This is a genomic window from Streptomyces sp. 2131.1, from assembly GCF_900105515.1.
Taxonomy (GTDB): domain Bacteria; phylum Actinomycetota; class Actinomycetes; order Streptomycetales; family Streptomycetaceae; genus Streptomyces; species Streptomyces drozdowiczii.
In genome coordinates this window covers 1,954,879-1,971,951 of sequence record NZ_FNSY01000001.1, presented here as the reverse complement: position 1 = coordinate 1,971,951, position 17,073 = coordinate 1,954,879, and the positions used below count along the sequence as shown (strand labels likewise).

Annotated in this window: 13 protein-coding genes; 12 read left to right on the top strand and 1 reads right to left on the bottom strand. The window is 69.7% G+C overall.

Annotation, left to right across the window (positions count from 1 at the left end; translation table 11 throughout):
• The first annotated feature begins 214 nt into the window (after positions 1–214).
• Complete coding sequence (locus BLW14_RS35050) at positions 215–346, top strand: hypothetical protein (RefSeq protein WP_018102494.1); 132 nt, start codon at positions 215–217, stop codon at positions 344–346.
• A gap of 27 nt (positions 347–373) precedes the next feature.
• Here the strand turns inward: BLW14_RS35050 and BLW14_RS08645 are convergent, their stop codons facing one another.
• On the bottom strand, positions 374–1,942 hold the full coding sequence (locus BLW14_RS08645) for a purple acid phosphatase family protein (RefSeq protein ID WP_093705925.1): 1,569 nt from the start codon (positions 1,940–1,942) through the stop codon (positions 374–376).
• Positions 1,943–2,071: 129 nt separating this feature from the next.
• On the opposite strand from BLW14_RS08645, the gene BLW14_RS08640 reads away from it, so the two are divergent.
• From BLW14_RS08640 to BLW14_RS08590, 11 genes are all read left to right on the top strand, one after another.
• A complete protein-coding gene (locus BLW14_RS08640; protein WP_093705923.1) occupies positions 2,072–3,112 on the top strand; it encodes a 3-isopropylmalate dehydrogenase in 1,041 nt (346 codons plus the stop codon).
• 227 nt (positions 3,113–3,339) lie between these two features.
• Positions 3,340–4,428, top strand: a complete 1,089-nt coding sequence (locus BLW14_RS08635; protein ID WP_093705921.1) for a branched-chain amino acid aminotransferase — start codon at positions 3,340–3,342, stop codon at positions 4,426–4,428.
• A gap of 399 nt (positions 4,429–4,827) precedes the next feature.
• Entirely contained in the window at positions 4,828–6,435 is a 1,608-nt protein-coding gene (cimA, locus tag BLW14_RS08630; RefSeq protein ID WP_093705919.1) for a citramalate synthase, read from the top strand.
• A gap of 335 nt (positions 6,436–6,770) precedes the next feature.
• Positions 6,771–7,745, top strand: coding sequence for a LacI family DNA-binding transcriptional regulator (locus tag BLW14_RS08625; protein ID WP_093705917.1), 975 nt, complete (start codon positions 6,771–6,773; stop codon positions 7,743–7,745).
• A gap of 121 nt (positions 7,746–7,866) precedes the next feature.
• Positions 7,867–9,543 carry an ABC transporter substrate-binding protein gene (locus tag BLW14_RS08620; protein ID WP_093705915.1) on the top strand — a complete coding sequence of 559 codons (1,677 nt, stop codon included), beginning with the start codon at positions 7,867–7,869 and terminating at the stop codon, positions 9,541–9,543.
• A gap of 24 nt (positions 9,544–9,567) precedes the next feature.
• Positions 9,568–10,629, top strand: coding sequence for an ABC transporter ATP-binding protein (locus tag BLW14_RS08615; protein ID WP_093705913.1), 1,062 nt, complete (start codon positions 9,568–9,570; stop codon positions 10,627–10,629).
• Positions 10,626–11,606 carry an ABC transporter permease gene (locus BLW14_RS08610; RefSeq protein WP_093705911.1) on the top strand — a complete coding sequence of 327 codons (981 nt, stop codon included), beginning with the start codon at positions 10,626–10,628 and terminating at the stop codon, positions 11,604–11,606. Before BLW14_RS08615 ends, BLW14_RS08610 begins: the two co-directional genes overlap by 4 nt.
• A gap of 5 nt (positions 11,607–11,611) precedes the next feature.
• The gene (locus tag BLW14_RS08605; protein WP_093705909.1) at positions 11,612–12,592 is read left to right on the top strand and encodes an ABC transporter permease; all 981 of its coding nucleotides are present in this window, start codon (positions 11,612–11,614) and stop codon (positions 12,590–12,592) included.
• A complete protein-coding gene (locus BLW14_RS08600) occupies positions 12,589–13,599 on the top strand; it encodes an ABC transporter ATP-binding protein (protein WP_093705907.1) in 1,011 nt (336 codons plus the stop codon). Before BLW14_RS08605 ends, BLW14_RS08600 begins: the two co-directional genes overlap by 4 nt.
• A gap of 44 nt (positions 13,600–13,643) precedes the next feature.
• Entirely contained in the window at positions 13,644–15,065 is a 1,422-nt protein-coding gene (locus tag BLW14_RS08595; RefSeq protein ID WP_093705905.1) for a GH1 family beta-glucosidase, read from the top strand.
• Positions 15,066–15,120: 55 nt separating this feature from the next.
• Entirely contained in the window at positions 15,121–16,995 is a 1,875-nt protein-coding gene (locus BLW14_RS08590; protein WP_093705903.1) for a discoidin domain-containing protein, read from the top strand.
• Positions 16,996–17,073: the final 78 nt, after the last annotated feature.

Genomic DNA, 17,073 nt, shown 5'->3' with positions numbered 1-17,073 from the left:
TTGTGGAGACAGACCGGCTCCGCTGTTCTAGCTTTGTAGGAGCCGAACGTCTCGCTAGATCAAGCGACTGGCGGTCGAGAGCGCGCGCCCTTGCGCAGGCAACCCCTGCGGTGCCCGTTCCCCGCCCCTTCCGGCGCCTCGAAATCACCGATCTCGACATCACTTCACGCTGTTCGATCTCGAAATCCTCACGATCTCAAGGAGTCGATCCACCATGGCCGAGACCACCACCCGCCGCCGTGTCCGTCACGCCCACCGTCCGACCGAGTCGGAGCGGCAGGCTGCCGCCGCGGCCCTGCAGCGCGCGCTCGACCGCAGGGACAACGGCGGCTCCACCGGTCACTGAACCGGTCCGTCCTTCGGCCGGCCGCGCTCAGCCGCGGCTGATCTCGAAGTGGTCGATGCGCTCGCCCGACTCGGCGAGCGCGGTGACCTTCATCCGGGCGTGCCGCCCGGTCTCCACCTCCACCGCGAGGAACGAGAAGCCCGTGTAGCGCACCCGCGACCACTCCACGGTCTCGGCGGCCTTCGCGCCGCCCTTGGCCACGTGGTACGTGTTCACGCTCTCCAGGTCCGCGACACGGCCCTCGTAGCTGTCGGGCACCGGGAAGTCGTAGAGCGCCTTGCCCGCCCCGCCCGCCGTGACGTAGACGATGCCGTCCCGCTTCGGGTCGGTGCGCTCGCCGATGGGCACCGGGCGCTTGACGGCGTTCTTCAGGATCGCGTCGGTGCGCTCGTAGACGTGGTTGTGCCCGTTGATGACCAGGTCGACCCGGTGCTTCTCGAAGAGCGGCACCCAGGCGTCGCGCACCCCGCCGTCCGAGGCGTGGGCGTTCGTAGTGGAGAAGGCGCAGTGGTGGAAGAAGACCACCAGGAAGTCGATGTCCCGGCGCGCCCGCAGCTCGCCGAGGCGCCGGTCGAGCCAGCGGGTCTGCCGGCCGCCGCTGATGCCGAAGTTGGCGGGGATCTCGTAGCTGACGTCGTTGGCGTCGAGCGCGATCACGCCCACGTTGCCGTGGACGAAGGAGTAGGCGCCGGGCTGGTCGACCGGGTCCGGGCCGTTGTCCGGCAGGGTCCAGCGCGCGTTCTGGCCGCCGTAGCCGTCCGGCGAGTACCAGGCCTCCATGTCGTGGTTGCCGGTCGTCACCATCCACGGCACGGTCTTGGAGACCGTCTCGGTCTGCGCCAGGAACTGGTCCCAGGTGCGCGCGTCATAGGTGTCGGTGGTCTGCCCGGAACCCGACGGGTCCGCGTAGCAGATGTCGCCGGCGTGCAGGTGGAAGGCGGGGTTCTGGCCGAGGATCAGCTGGTCGTTGCCGAGCGCGTGGTAGCTGACGCCCTGGTCGCCGAAGGCGGTGAAGGTGAAGTTCTCGGCCCGCGCGGGCGCGGTGGTGAAGGTGCCGAGCGTGCCCAGGTTGCGCGCGTCGGCCGGGTCGAAGCCGTCGTGGCCGACGCCGTAGTAGTACGTCGTGCCGGGCCGCAGCCGCTCCAGGGACGCGTGTACGTAGAACTGCTCGGCCGCCGCGATCTTGCCGTTGTTCAGCTGCGGCGTCGTCAGGTGGCGCACCTCGGCGTCGATCTTCCGGCTGAGCCCCCACGGCTTGAGACCGATCCGGATGTACGGGCGCCGCACCGCGAACGGCACCTGCCAGGAGACCGCCATCTGCGTCTTCGGATCGGCCCCGTACGCCAGGTGCCGGCCGAAGGGGGCGACCAGCGCGCCGTCGACCCGGGTGGTGCTGTGCGAGGTGAGTACGGTGGGGGCCGCGTACGCGGGGGAGGGGGAGGCGAGGCCGATCCCGGTGCCCACCACGGCGGCGGTCGCCACGCCGGTGCGCAGCGCCCCGCGGCGGGTGAGCCGGGTGCGGAGGTAGTCGTGCTGCTCGGCCATGGTCATGCGGCCGGCGAGCTTCTCGGGGATGCCGAAGCGGGGGAGGTCCATGGGCGACAACCTCCACCGCCCGGCTGACGCCCTTCCGTCGAATAGGTGAACGCTACACATACAGCTGCTCATGTGTCCGCATGGTGGACGTGACGTGTCATGGGGTGGGACGAGCAGTAGGGTGCCACCATGTCTCGCAGCATCAATCTCGCAGTGATCCCCGGTGACGGTATCGGCCAGGAGGTCGTGGCCCAGGGCCTCAAGGTCCTCAACGCTGTTCTCCCGCAGGATGTGAAGCTGGAGACCAAGGAGTACGACCTTGGCGCCCGGCGCTGGCACCGTACCGGTGAGACCCTCCCCGACGCGGAGCTCGAAGCCCTCAAGGGCCACGACGCCATCCTGCTCGGCGCGATCGGCGACCCGTCCGTGCCCTCCGGCGTCCTGGAGCGCGGGCTGCTGCTGAAGCTGCGCTTCGCCTTCGACCACTTCATCAACCTGCGGCCGTCGAAGCTCTTCCCGAACACGGACACCCCGCTGGCCGGCCGTCCGGACATCGACTTCGTCGTCGTCCGCGAGGGCACCGAGGGCCCGTACACCGGCAACGGCGGCTCGCTGCGCACCGGCACGGAGCACGAGGTCGCCACCGAGGTCAGCCTCAACACCGCCTTCGGCGTCGAGCGGGTCGTCCGGGACGCCTTCGAGCGCGCCGCCGCCCGTCCGCGCAAGAAGCTGACGCTGGTCCACAAGAACAACGTCCTCGTGTACGCGGGCCACCTGTGGAAGAACACCTTCGACAAGGTGGCGGCCGAGTACCCCCAGGTCACCACCGACTACCTGCACGTCGACGCCGCGACGATCTTCTTCGTCACGCAGCCGGAGCGCTTCGACGTCATCGTCACCGACAACCTCTTCGGCGACATCCTCACCGACCTCGCCGCGGCCGTCTCCGGCGGCATCGGCCTGGCCGCCTCCGGCAACATCAACCCGACGGGTGCCTTCCCGTCGATGTTCGAGCCTGTCCACGGCTCCGCCCCCGACATCGCGGGGCAGGGCAAGGCCGACCCGACCGCCACGATCCTCTCTGTCGCCCTCCTGCTGCGCCACCTCGGCTACGAGGCCGAGGCCGTGCGCATCGAGGACGCCGTCTCCGCCGACCTCGCGGAGCGCGACGGGACGGCCCGTACGACCGACGAGATCGGCGACGCGCTCGCGGTACGCGTAGCGGGCTGATCCGACGACTCCCACAGAAGCCGCCGGGTCGCAGACGCACCCGGCGGCTTCTCCTGTGCGGCCCCGGGTGTCACCATCGAACCCTGGACCGCATTCACGCCATTTCGTGCACGGCACCCTTCGAGCGATAATCGAACGGGACCGTGTCTCGCAGCGAAGCTCGGACGTCCTAGCACTTAACGGCGTGCGCGGTCCTACACACACAAAACGGTGAAGGACACGCACTCATGACGACGACCACGATCGAGCTCAAGCCCTCCTCGAACCCGCTGTCCGACGCGGAGCGCGAGGCGATCCTGGCCAAGCCCGGATTCGGCCGCTACTTCACCGACCACATGGTGACGATCAAGTGGACCGAAGGCCGCGGCTGGCACGACGCCCAGCTCGTCCCGTACGCGCCGCTGTCGATCGACCCCGCCAACATGACGCTGCACTACGGCCAGGAGATCTTCGAGGGTCTCAAGGCGTACCGCCAGCCCGACGGCTCGGTCGCCACCTTCCGCCCCGAGGCCAACGGCGAGCGCTTCCGGTCCTCCGCCCGCCGCCTCGCCATGCCGGAGCTGCCCGTCGAGACCTTCGTCGCGGCCTGTGACGCGCTCGTCCAGCAGGACGCCGCCTGGGTCCCGGCGCACGGCGGCGAGGAGTCCCTCTACCTGCGCCCCTTCATGATCGCGACCGAGGTCGGCCTGGGCGTGCGGCCGGCCAACGAGTACCTCTTCCTGGTCATCGCCTCGCCCGCCGGCGCCTACTTCCCCGGCGGGGTGAAGCCCGTCTCCATCTGGCTCTCCGAGGACCGGGTCCGCGCCGTCCCCGGCGGCATGGGCGACGCCAAGACCGGCGGCAACTACGCCGCGTCGCTCCTCGCCCAGGCCGAGGCCGCCGCCAAGGGCTGCGACCAGGTCGCCTACCTCGACGCCGTCGAGCACAAGTGGGTGGAGGAGCTGGGCGGCATGAACCTCTACTTCGTGTACGGGGACCGGATCGTCACCCCGTCCCTCACCGGCTCCCTGCTCGCGGGCATCACCCGCGACTCGCTCCTCAAGCTGGCCGGTGACCTCGGCCACACCTCCGAGGAGGCCCGCGTCTCCATCGACCAGTGGCGCGAGGACACCGCCGCCGGCACCCTCACCGAGGTCTTCGCCTGCGGCACCGCCGCCGTCATCACCCCCGTCGGCACCGTGAAGAGCGCGGGCGGCGAGTGGACCCAGGGCGACGGCACCCCCGGCCCGGTCACCCTCAAGCTGCGCGAGCGCCTGCTCGACATCCAGCGCGGCATCGCCGACGACACCCACGGCTGGATGCACTCCCTGGCCTAGGCGCGCGGTACGCGGAGCGCCCGGTGTCCCGCCGGGCGCTCCGCGTACGCCCGCATCCTGAGACGGGGCGGGTCGCGGCGGCGGTCCTGTGCCAGACTGCTGCCGTGTCCTCGTTCGTCATGATTATTGGCAGCAGGCGCGCCGGTCCGCAGTGACCGTTCCGTACCACCACGTACGGCACGGCCGCCGTGCCCCAGACCCGCGCGCAGACCTCTCGCACCCGCGAGGGGTTTTTTCGTTTTCCGGCCCTCACCTCGGCCGGTGCACGAGGCGCGCGGGATGATGGGGGCAAGTGGAGCCAGGCCGTGTCCGGCGGATCGGGGTCGCGACCCCGGCCCTGATCCGCCGGACACGGCCCAGCCGTCCGGATCCACTCATCCGACAGGAGTCAGACCAGCCATGACCACCAAGGCCAAGCCCACCGACGACAGCTTCCATGTCTTCGACACCACGCTGCGTGACGGTTCGCAGCGTGAAGGCATCAACCTGACGGTCGCCGACAAGCTCACCATCGCCCGGCACCTGGACGAGTTCGGCGTCGGCTTCATCGAGGGCGGCTGGCCGGGCGCCAACCCCCGCGACACCGAGTTCTTCGCCCGCGCCCGCCAGGAGATCGAGTTCAAGAACGCCGAGCTGGTCGCCTTCGGCGCGACCCGCAGGGCGGGCGGCTCGGCGGAGACCGACCCCCAGGTCAAGGCGCTGCTGGAGTCGGGTGCCCCGGTCATCACGCTGGTCGCCAAGTCCCACGACCGCCATGTGGAACTCGCGCTGCGCACCACGCTGGAGGAGAACCTGGAGATGGTCCGCGACACCGTCTCCCACCTCCGCGAACAGGGACGCCGGGTCTTCGTCGACTGCGAGCACTTCTTCGACGGGTACCGCGCCAACCCCGAGTACGCCAAGGCCGTCGTCAAGACCGCCGCCGACGCCGGCGCCGACGTCGTCATCCTCTGCGACACCAACGGCGGGATGCTCCCGGCCCAGATCCAGGCCGTCGTCTCCACGGTCATCGCCGACACCGGCGCCCGGCTCGGCATCCACGCCCAGGACGACACGGGCTGCGCCGTCGCGAACACCCTCGCCGCCGTCGACGCGGGCGCCACGCACGTCCAGTGCACCGCCAACGGCTACGGCGAGCGCGTGGGCAACGCCAACCTCTTCCCGGTCGTCGCCGCGCTGGAGCTCAAGTACGGCAAGCGGGTGCTGCCCGACGGCGCGCTGGCCGACATGACCCGCGTCTCGCACGCCATCGCCGAGGTCGTCAACCTCACCCCGTCCACCCACCAGCCCTACGTCGGCGTCTCCGCCTTCGCGCACAAGGCCGGGCTGCACGCCTCCGCGATCAAGGTGGACCCGGACCTCTACCAGCACATCGACCCCGCCCTGGTCGGCAACACCATGCGGATGCTGGTCTCCGACATGGCCGGACGGGCCTCCATCGAGCTGAAGAGCGACGAGCTGGGCATCGACCTCGGCGGCGACCGCGAGCTGGTCTCCCGGGTCGTCGCACGGGTCAAGGAGCGCGAGCTCAAGGGCTACACCTACGAGGCCGCCGACGCCTCCTTCGAGCTGCTGCTGCGCGGCGAGGCCGAGGGCCGGGTGCGGCGCTACTTCCGTACGGAGTCCTGGCGGGCGATCGTCGAGGACCGCCCCGACGGCACCCACGCCAACGAGGCGACCGTGAAGCTGTGGGCCAAGGGCGAGCGGATCGTCGCCACCGCGGAGGGCAACGGGCCGGTCAACGCCCTGGACCGGGCGCTGCGGGTGGCCCTGGAGCGGATCTACCCGCAGCTCGCCAAGCTGGAGCTGACGGACTACAAGGTCCGCATCCTGGAGGGCCGCACCGGCACCGACTCCACCACGCGCGTCCTGATCACCACCGGCGACGGCACCGCCGACTGGTCGACCGTCGGGGTCGCGGAGAACATCATCTCCGCGTCCTGGCAGGCGCTGGAGGACGCGTACACCTACGGCCTGCTGCGCGCCGGCCTCGAACCGACGGACTGACGCCCGCACGACACGCCGCCCCCGTCCGCCCGCCGCAACCGGTGGGGCGGACGGGGGCGTTCGCGTGCACGGCCCCGTACGGGGAGAGAGTGAACGGGATTCCGGGGGCCGCGTCAAGGGTGCTGTGCGTTCAGGAGTTGAACGAATGGGCCGTGTTCTTCTCGTTATCAGATGGGTACGGACCAATCTCGACGTGAAGTATTGACGGGTGTGTTCCAGCGGGGTTAACTCCAGCCACCAACGCCGGTACCGGTTCCGGAACCGGTTGCGGTACCGGTTCCATCGCCGGCCACTACGGCCGTTCCCTCTGTCCCGTTGTGTCCCTGGAGGCCCCGATGCGTGTCACCATCGCTGATGTCGCCCGCGAGGCCGGCGTCAGCAAGACGACCGTGTCCCGGGTCATCAACACCAAGGGCGAGGTGGACGGTTCGACGGCCGCCCGCGTTCGTGAAGTGATCGCGCAGCTCGGTTACGTGCCCAGTTCGGGCGCCGTCGGTCTGGCTCGCGGCAGCAGCCGTACGGTCGGGATGCTGGTGCCTTCGCTGACCTGGCCCTGGATGGGCGAGGTGCTCCAGGGCGTCGTCGACACCGTCGAGGCCGCCGACTACGGGCTGCTGCTGTTCACCTGCAACCGCGGGTCCGAGTCCGTGGAGCGCTTCACCAGCCAGGTGTCGGCGCGGGCCTTCGACGGACTGGTCGTGGTGGAGCCCGAGAACACCCTGGACCACCTCACGGAACTGCACCGCGACGGCCTGCCGATCGTGCTGATCGACGATCGCGGCCATCACCCCGAATTCCCCTCCGTCGTGACCACCAACCACGAAGGAGGCGCGTCGGCCGCCCGCCATCTGCGGGACGCCGGCCGCACCAGGCCCGTCGTGATCACCGGCCCGGAGCACTTCGGCTGCGTACGCGACCGGCTGGCCGGGTTCACGTCGGTCCTCCCCACCGACCTCGTCGTCCTGGGTGACTTCACCGAGGTCTCCGGAAGGCGGGCCGTGGAAGAACTCCTCTCCTCGGGAACAGAGTTCGACTCGGTCTTCGCGCACAACGACATCACCGCGGCAGGCGTGCTGCGGGCGTTGCGCGCCGCGGGGAAGAGCGTGCCCGGTGACATCGCGGTCGTCGGCTTCGACGACATCCCGATGTCCGAGCACACCGAACCGCCCCTGACCACCGTGCGCCAGCCCACCCGGCAGATGGGTGAGACGGCCGCACGGATGCTGCTCGCCCACCTGGGCGGCACACCGGCACCGGACACCCCGGTCGTGCTGCCCACCGAATTGGTCGTGCGCCACTCGGCGCCCTAGCGAGGGTTCCCCCAGGCCCGTACCGCACCCGCACCGCCCGCAAGGCAACGCCCGTACAAGGCGCGCCGAGCGCTGCCCGTTTCCGGATCCCACAGACCCGCCAGTCCCTCCTGGAGTCGTTATGTCCGCACGCCGTCACACGCTGAGAGCCGCCGCGCTGGCCACCGCGGTGGTCGCACTCGCCGCAGGCTGTTCCTCGGCCAACTCGAACCACAACAAGAACGGCGGCAGCGCCGCTTCGGGCGTCCTGAACATCGGCAAGCCGGACGGGCCGCAGACGAACAACAGCAACCCGTTCCTCAACACCTCCGCCGGTGCCACCCTCGGCTACCGCTGGATGATCTACGAGCCGCTGGCGATGACCAGCCAGATCCGGCCCGCCGACAAGGCCGACCCGTGGCTGGCGACCGACTGGAAGTGGGACCTCAACTTCCACAAGGTCACCTTCACCCTCGACGACCGGGCCAAGTGGGCCGACGGCAAGCCGCTCACCGCCGAGGACGTGGCCTTCACCTTCAACCTGCTGAAGAAGCACCCGGCGCTCAACGCCGACGGCATCAAGTGGGGCGAGGTCAAGGTCGAGGGCAAGAAGGTCGTCCTCACCTTCGACGACTCGCAGTACGTCAACCAGAACAAGATCATCCAGCAGTACATCGTGCCCAAGCACATCTGGGAGAAGGTCGAGAACCCGGAGACCTGGCCCAACCGGAACCCCGTCGGCTCCGGCCCGTACAAGCTGAAGACCTTCACCCCGCAGACCACCACCCTGACCGCGACGCCGACCTACTGGAAGGGGTCGACCAAGGTCAAGGAGCTGCGCTACAGCACGTACAACGACAACAACGCGGCCACCACCGCGCTGGCCAGCGGCAAGCTGGAGTGGTCCTTCGTCTTCATGCCGGACTACAAGAAGCTGTTCATCGCCAAGGACCCGAAGAACCACAAGCTGTGGTTCCCCTCCGGCCTCGGCATCCACGGCCTCTGGTTCAACACCACCCGCAAGCCGTTCGACAACCCGGCGCTCCGCAAGGCCATGGCGATGGTCATCGACCGCAACGCCATCTACACCCAGGCCGAGGCGACCCTCTACCCGGAGATCACCAACCCCACCGGCATCCCGCAGCCGGCCGGCAAGTCCTTCCTCTCCGACGAGTTCAAGAACGCCACCACGAAGCCGGACGTCGAGGGCGCCAAGAAGGTCCTGGAGAAGGCCGGCTTCACGCTCAGCGGCGGCGTCCTCAAGGACCCGAGCGGCAAGCCCGTGAAGCTCACCCTCACCGACCCGGCCGGCTGGAACGACTACATCACCGGCCTGTCGATCATCAAGGACAACATCAAGAAGATCGGCATCGACGCCAAGGTCAAGACGCAGACCGCGGACTCCTGGAACGCGGACGTCGCCAACGGCAACTTCGACGCCACCCTGCACTGGACCAACAGCGGTGCCACCCCGTACGACATGTACCAGAACATCATGGACGGGGCCCTGCTCCAGCCCATCGGCAAGCCCTCCCAGTCCGGCAACTTCGGCCGCTTCAAGAGCGCCGAGGCCACCGAGGCGCTGAAGGACTTCGCCCAGGCCCAGTCGGACGTCTCCCGCAAGTCGGCGATGGACAGCCTGCAGAAGATCATGGTCGAGGAGGCGCCGATGGTCCCGACCGCGGCCGCGCCCATCGGGGCGGAGTACTCCACGAAGAACTGGGTGGGCTGGCCCACCGAGGACGACCCGTACGCCGACCCGCAGCACACCCAGCGCTCCTCGCTGGAAATCGTGCTGAAGCTCAAGCCCGCCAAGTAGGACCAGGGATTCCAGGTACCGGCCATGTCTGAAGAGTCAGAGAACAACCACATCGTGCTCGAAGCACGCGGAGTCACCAAGCACTTCGCCGTGCGGCGCAACGCCCGCGACCTCGTCGCGCGCACGCGCCGTACCGTCCACGCCGTCGACGACGCCTCGCTGGAACTGCGGCGCGGTACCGTCACGGCACTGGTGGGGGAGTCGGGCTCCGGAAAGTCCACCGTCGCCAGACTGCTCGCACAGCTGTATCCGCTCACCTCGGGCGAGATCCACCTGAACGGGCAGCCGGTGAAGGCCGGACGTGGCCGGTCCTTCCGCAGTTACGTACGCCGGGTCCAGCTCATCTTCCAGGACCCGTTCGCCTCGCTGAACCCCGTGCACACCGTGCGCTACCACCTGACCCGGTCGCTCAAGATCCACGACCGGGCCGGCAACGGCGAGGCGGAACTGGAACAGAACCTGACCGCTCTGCTGAACCGCGTCCAGCTGACTCCTCCTCATCAGTACCTGGACAAGTTCCCGCACGAGCTGTCGGGCGGTCAGCGCCAGCGCGTGGCCATCGCCCGCGCGCTCGGCGCCGACCCCCAGGTCCTCCTGGCCGACGAGCCGGTCTCGATGCTGGACGTGTCCATCCGGCTCGGGGTGCTCAACCTGCTCAAGGACCTCAAGGACCGGCTCCACCTCGCGATCCTCTACATCACCCACGACATCGCCTCCGCCCGCTACTTCGCGGACACCACGCTGGTGATGTACGCGGGCCGGATCGTCGAGGGCGGTGACAGCGAGACCGTCACCCAGCGCCCCGCACACCCCTACACCCAGCTGCTCATCGCCTCGGCGCCCCACCCGGACCGGTCGGGCGCCGAGGAGGAGCCGGAGGAGAACGGCACCGGCGAGCCCCCGTCGCTCATCGACCCGCCGGCCGGCTGCCGCTTCCACCCCCGCTGCCCCCAAGCGATGGAGCGCTGCCGCACCGAACTGCCGCCCCGCTTCGACCTGGCCGACGGTCAGTGGGCCGCCTGCTGGCTGTACGACGGCACCGGCACCGCCCGCACCGACGACCACCAGAAGGAGGCTGCGAAGTGAAGTTCCTGCTCCAACGGCTCGCCTTCTACCTGGTCACGGCCTGGGCCGCCATCACGATCAACTTCCTCATCCCGCGCCTCATGCCGGGCGACCCCGTCCAGGCGCTCATCGCCCGCTTCCAGGGCCAGCTGGACACCAACGCCATCGACTCGCTGAAGGCCCTGTTCGGCCTCGACAAGAAGCAGTCGCTCTGGCAGCAGTACACCGACTACTGGGCGCACCTGTTCCACGGCGACCTCGGCCTGTCGTTCACCTTCTTCCCGACCCCGGTCAGCGAGGTCATCGCCCAGTCACTGCCCTGGACGCTCGCGCTCGTCGGCATCACCACGCTGATCAGCTTCCTGCTCGGCACCGGCATCGGCGTCTTCACGGGCTGGCGGCGCGGCTCCTGGATGGACAGCCTGCTGCCCGTCACCACGTTCATCTCGTCCATCCCGTACTTCTGGCTCGGGCTCATCGCGATCTCGCTGTTCGCCGTGAAGTGGCCGCTCTTCCCGGCCGACGGCGGCTACGACAACTCGCTGGTGCCCGCCTTCGACTGGCCGTTCATCTCCAGCGCGCTCTACCACGGCGTGCTGCCCGGCTTCACGATCGTCCTCAGCGCCGTGGCCGGCTGGATCCTCGGCATGCGGAACATGATGGTGACGGTGTCCAGCGAGGACTACGTCATGGTCGCCCAGGCCAAGGGCCTCTCCGAGCGCCGGGTGATGTTCGGATACGCGGCACGCAACGCGATCCTGCCCAACATCTCCGGCTTCGCCCTCTCGCTCGGCTTCATCGTCGGCGGCACGCTCCTGGTGGAGATGGTCTTCTCCTACCCGGGCATCGGCTACCAGCTCTTCCAGGGCGTGGGAGCCAAGGACTACCCCCTCATGCAGGGCATCTTCCTCATCATCACGCTCTCCGTCCTCGCGGCGAACCTCCTCGCCGACATCCTCTACATGCTCCTCGACCCCCGTACCCGAAGGGAGGCGTAGGGCTCATGGCCGTCACCGCATCCGAGGTCGCCGTACTCGATGCCACCGAGACCCCGGCAGCGAGCAAGCGCAAATTCCGGTTCCTGCGCGGCCGGAAGACCGTCGTCGGACTGGGCATCCTGCTCTTCTTCGTGCTGATGGCGATCATCGGCCCGTGGATCGCCCCGTACGACCCCAGCGCGATGAGCCAGGACCTGCTCCAGCCACCCTCCGGTTCGCACTGGTTCGGCACCACGCAGACCGGTCAGGACGTGCTCTCGCAGATCCTCGTCGGCACCCGGGGCGTGCTCCTCGTCGGCTTCGTCGCGGGCATCCTCGCCACCGCCCTGTCCGTGCTGATCGGCGTCACCGCCGGCTTCCTCGGCGGGCTGGCCGACGAGGCGCTGTCGCTGCTGTCCAACGTCTTCCTGGTCATCCCCGGACTGCCGCTGATCATCATCATCGCCAGCTTCGTCACGGACGCCGGCGACCTGCTCATCGCCTTCGTCATCGCCCTCACCTCCTGGGCGTGGGGCGCCCGCGTGCTGCGTGCCCAGACCCTGTCGCTGCGCCGCCGCGACTACGTGGAGGCGGCCCGCGCCACGGGCGAGCCGACCTGGCGGATCATCCTCTTCGAGGTCATGCCGAACCTCACCGCCGTCATCGCCTCCGGCTTCGTCGGCACGGTCATCTTCGCGATCCTGTCCGAGATCACCCTCGCCTTCATCGGCGTCGCCGACATCTCCAACTGGAACTGGGGGACCGTTCTCTTCTGGGCGCAGTCCAGCCAGGCACTCGCCCAGGGCGCCTGGTGGTGGTTCGTCCCGGCCGGGCTCTGCATCGCCCTGCTCGGCATGTCCCTCGCCCTGATCAACTTCGGCATCGACGAGTTCGTCAACCCGCGGCTGCGCACCGAGACCGGCGGGTCCCGGAAGGTCAAGATGCGCGTCGGCTTCACCCCGGTGGCCCGTACCGGCACCGCCCGGCACAAGGAGACCCGCTCATGAGCGAGCCCGTCCTCACCATCAGCGGCCTCAACGTCGACTACGGGACCGGCGCCGACGCCGTGTACGCCCTGCGCGACATCGACCTCACCCTGCACCGCGGCGAGGTCCTCGGCCTCGCCGGCGAGTCGGGCTCCGGCAAGTCCACCCTGGCCTACGCGGTCACCCGGCTCCTCTCCCCGCCCGGCGTCATCACCGGCGGCCAGGTCCACTACCACCAGCGCGACGGCCGGGCGCTCGACCTGCTCGCCCTGTCGGCGGCCGAGCTGCGCGCCTTCCGCTGGCAGGAGCTGTCGATCGTCTTCCAGGGTGCGATGAACTCGCTGAACCCCGTGTACACGGTCCACAACCAGCTCACCGACGTCCTCCAGGCGCACCGCCCGGAGATGAAGAAGGCCGACCGCACCGCCCGGGCCCGCGAACTGCTCAGCCTCGTCGGGATCTCCCCGGACCGGCTGGGCGCATACCCGCACCAGCTCTCCGGCGGCATGCGCCAGCGCGTGATGATCGCGATGGCGCTCGCCCTGGAGCCCGAGATCGTCATCATGGACGAGCCGACCACCGCGCTCGACGTCGTCATGCAGCGCCAGATCCTGCGCCAGCTGGTCCGCCTCCGCGAGGAGCTGGGCTTCTCGGTCGTCTTCATCACCCACGACATCTCGCTGCTGATCGAGTTCTCCGACCGGATCGCGATCATGTACGGCGGCCGGATCGTGGAGCAGGCCGGCGCCTCCGAGATCTACCGCGACCCCCGCCACCCGTACAGCGCCGGGCTGCTGCACTCCTTCCCCGCGCTGCACGGACCCCGCCGGGAACTCAGCGGCATCCCCGGCTCGCCCCCGCACCTGTCGTCCATGCCGTCCGGCTGCGCCTTCCACCCCCGCTGCGCCAAGAAGGTCGAGGGCTGCGACACCCACGTCCCGGTGCTCGCGGCGCCGGACGCGGACGGCTCCCGCTCGGTGGCCTGCTGGCTCCACCACGAGGCACCCGCCCCCGCCGCCCGCGCGTAGCGCCCTGGTCGCCGCCCACGAGCAACGCACACCACAGGAGAACCATGAACCTCGTCACCCCCCAGGCATACGCCCGCGAGATCGCCGCCCAGGCCGTACCCGGTCTGCCCGCCGGCTTCCGCTGGGGCGTCGCCACAGCCGCGTACCAGATCGAGGGCGCGGCCGCCGAGGACGGCAGGACGCCGTCCATCTGGGACACGTACTGCCGGGTGCCGGGCATGGTCGTCCGCGGTGAGAACGGTGACGTGGCGTGCGACCACTACCACCGGATGCCCGAGGACGTGCGGCTCATCGCGGACCTGGGCGTCGACACGTACCGCTTCTCGCTGGCCTGGCCGCGCATCCAGCCGGGTGGCCGGGGCCCCGCCAATGCCAAGGGCCTCGACTTCTACAAGCGCCTGGTCGACGAGCTGGACGCCAAGGGCGTCACCCCCTGGATCACCCTCTACCACTGGGACCTGCCGCAGGAGCTGGAGGACGCGGGCGGCTGGCCGGCGCGCGACACCGCGTACCGCTTCGCCGAGTACGCCGCGCTCGCCTACGACGCGCTGGGCGACCGGGTCGAGCACTGGACCACGCTCAACGAGCCCTGGTGCTCGGCGATGCTCGGTTACGCGTACGGCAACCAGGCACCCGGCCGGCAGAACTTCGGTGAGGCCGTCCACGCCGTGCACCACCTGCTCCTCGGCCACGGCCTCGCCTCGCAGTACATGCGCGAGCAGGCCGCGGCCCGTAGCAACGAGCTCGAACTCGGCATCACCCTCAACCTGGGCACCGCCACCCCGGAGACCGGCAGCCACGAGGACGCCGAGGCGTGCCGCCGCGCCGACGGCATGGGCACCCGGCTCTACCTGGACCCGGTCGTCAAGGGCGCCTACCCCGAGGACGTCGTCGCCGACCTCGCCGCCCAGGGCATCGAACTGCCCGTCCGGGACGGCGACCTGGCCGCCATCTCGACGCCGCTGGACGTCCTCGGCGTCAACTTCTACCGCGGTGCGCTGTTCTCCGGCGTCACGGAGGACGGCGCGACCACCGACGCGGACGGGCTGCCCGTCACCCGGCAGGTGGAGCGCGAGCTGCCGCGTACCGCCATGGACTGGGAGATCACCCCCTCCGCCCTCACCGACCTGCTCGTCCGTCTGGAGAAGGACTACGGCCTCCCGACGGTCATCACGGAGAACGGCGCCGCGTTCGACGACACCCTCTCCGAGGACGGCGAGATCCACGACGCCGACCGCACCACCTATCTCGCCGACCACATCGCCGCCGTCGCCGACGCCCGCGCCCAAGGGGCGGACGTGCGGGGCTACTTCGCCTGGTCGCTGATGGACAACTTCGAGTGGTCCTACGGCTACGACAAGCGGTTCGGCATTGTTCGCGTCGACTACGACACGCAGGTGCGGACGCTCAAGGACAGCGCCAAGTGGTACCGCGACACCATCCGGCTCACCCGCGACGCGTCATAGCCCCACTGCCGCGGGTGGCCGCTCACCCTCACCGATACGAACGGGACACCCCACCATGCCCTCTCGTACGACCCTGGCAGCCACCACCGCCGCTCTGATCGCCCTCGCCGCTCCCATGGCCTTCGCCGCCCCGGTCCCCAAGCCGGCGGCGGCGCAGGCCGCGGCCTGGGACACCGACCGGGCCGCCGCCGCGTACACGGCGAACCCGGGCGCCGTCACCGCCTCCGGCAGCGAGAACGCCGCCTCCGGACCCGGGGCCGCGGCCGACGGCAACGGCACCACCCGCTGGTCCAGCGACTTCACGGACAACGCCTGGATCCGCGTGGACCTCGGCTCCGTCGTCCGCGTCAGCAGCGTCACCCTGGACTGGGAGGCCGCGTACGGCAAGAAGTACGTCCTGGAGGTGTCGAGGAACGGCACCGACTGGACCACCTTCTACACCGAGGACGACGGCACCGGCGGCAGCGTCACCGCGCACACCTACCCGCAGGAGGTCACCGGCCGCTACGTCCGGATGCGCGGCATCCAGCGCGCCACCCCCTGGGGCTACTCCCTCTACTCCTTCAAGGTGTACGGGGGAGAGCCCGCCCCGGCCTCCACCATCCGCACCAACCTCGCCCTCAACCACCCGGCGTACGGCGACTTCTACCAGCACGCCGGCAACTCCCCGGCCTTCGTCACCGACGGCGGATGGCCCGCCGACCTGAAGGCCGACCGGTCCCGCTGGTCCAGCGACTGGAACGCCAGCCGCTGGGTGGGCGTCGACCTCGGGGCCACCTCGCGGATCGAGACCGTGGACCTGTACTGGGAGGCGGCGTACGCCGTCGACTACCGCGTCCAGGTCTCCGACGACAACCGCACCTGGCGCACCGTCTACCAGCCCTCCGCCTCCGAGGTCGCCGCCCGCCGCGCCGACGTCAAGTCGCCCGGCGACGCCGTGGGACGGCACGACACCGTCCAGCTGCCCACCCCGGCGACCGGCCGCTACGTCCGGATGCTGGGTGTCGAGCGCCGCTCCTTCTACAACCCGGCCCCGGCGACCGCCCAGTTCGGCTACTCCCTCTACGAGTTCCAGGTCTGGGGCACCGGCGGCAGCGCCGACGCCGCCTACCCGGCCCTGCCCAAGAACCCGGCCGGCGCCTACACCACCACGTTCTTCGACGACTTCACCGGCTCCGGCCTCGACCGCGGCAAGTGGCGGGTCGTGCGCACCGGCACGGAGATGAACCCCGTCAACGGCGAGTCCCAGGCGTACGTCGACTCGGCGGACAACATCCGTACCGAGAACGGCGCCCTGATCCTCCAGTCGAAGTACTGCAAGGGCTGCACCCGGACGCCCGCGGGCACTTTCGACTTCACCTCCGGGCGCATCGACACCAACACCAGGTTCGACTTCACCTACGGCAAGGTCAGCGCCCGAATGAAGCTGCCCGTCGGTGACGGCTTCTGGCCCGCCTTCTGGATGCTCGGCAGCGACGTCGACAACCCGGACGTCTCCTGGCCCGGCTCGGGCGAGACCGACATCATGGAGAACATCGGCTACGGCGACTGGACCAGCTCCGCCCTGCACGGCCCCGGTTACTCCGCCGACGGCAACATCGGCAAGCAGCAGACGTACGCGAACGGCGGCCGCGCCGACCAGTGGCACACCTACGGCGTCGAGTGGGCGCCCGAGGGCATGACGTTCACCGTCGACGACCGCGTCGTGCAGACGACCTCCCGCTCCAAGCTGGAGTCCACCCGCGGCAAGTGGGTCTTCGACCACAACCAGTACGTGATCCTCAACCTGGCCCTCGGCGGCGCCTACCCGGCCGGCTGGAACAAGGTCACCAGCCCCTACTGGGGCCTCCCGCAGTCCAGCGTCGACCGCGTCGCCCAGGGCGGCGTCAGGGCGGAGATCGACTGGGTGCGGGTGGAGCAGAAGAAGTAGCCGCACCCGGCCCCCCGAAGCACCCCCCACGCACCACACCCCCCCAGGCACGTCATCTCCCGGTACCACCCGCACCCC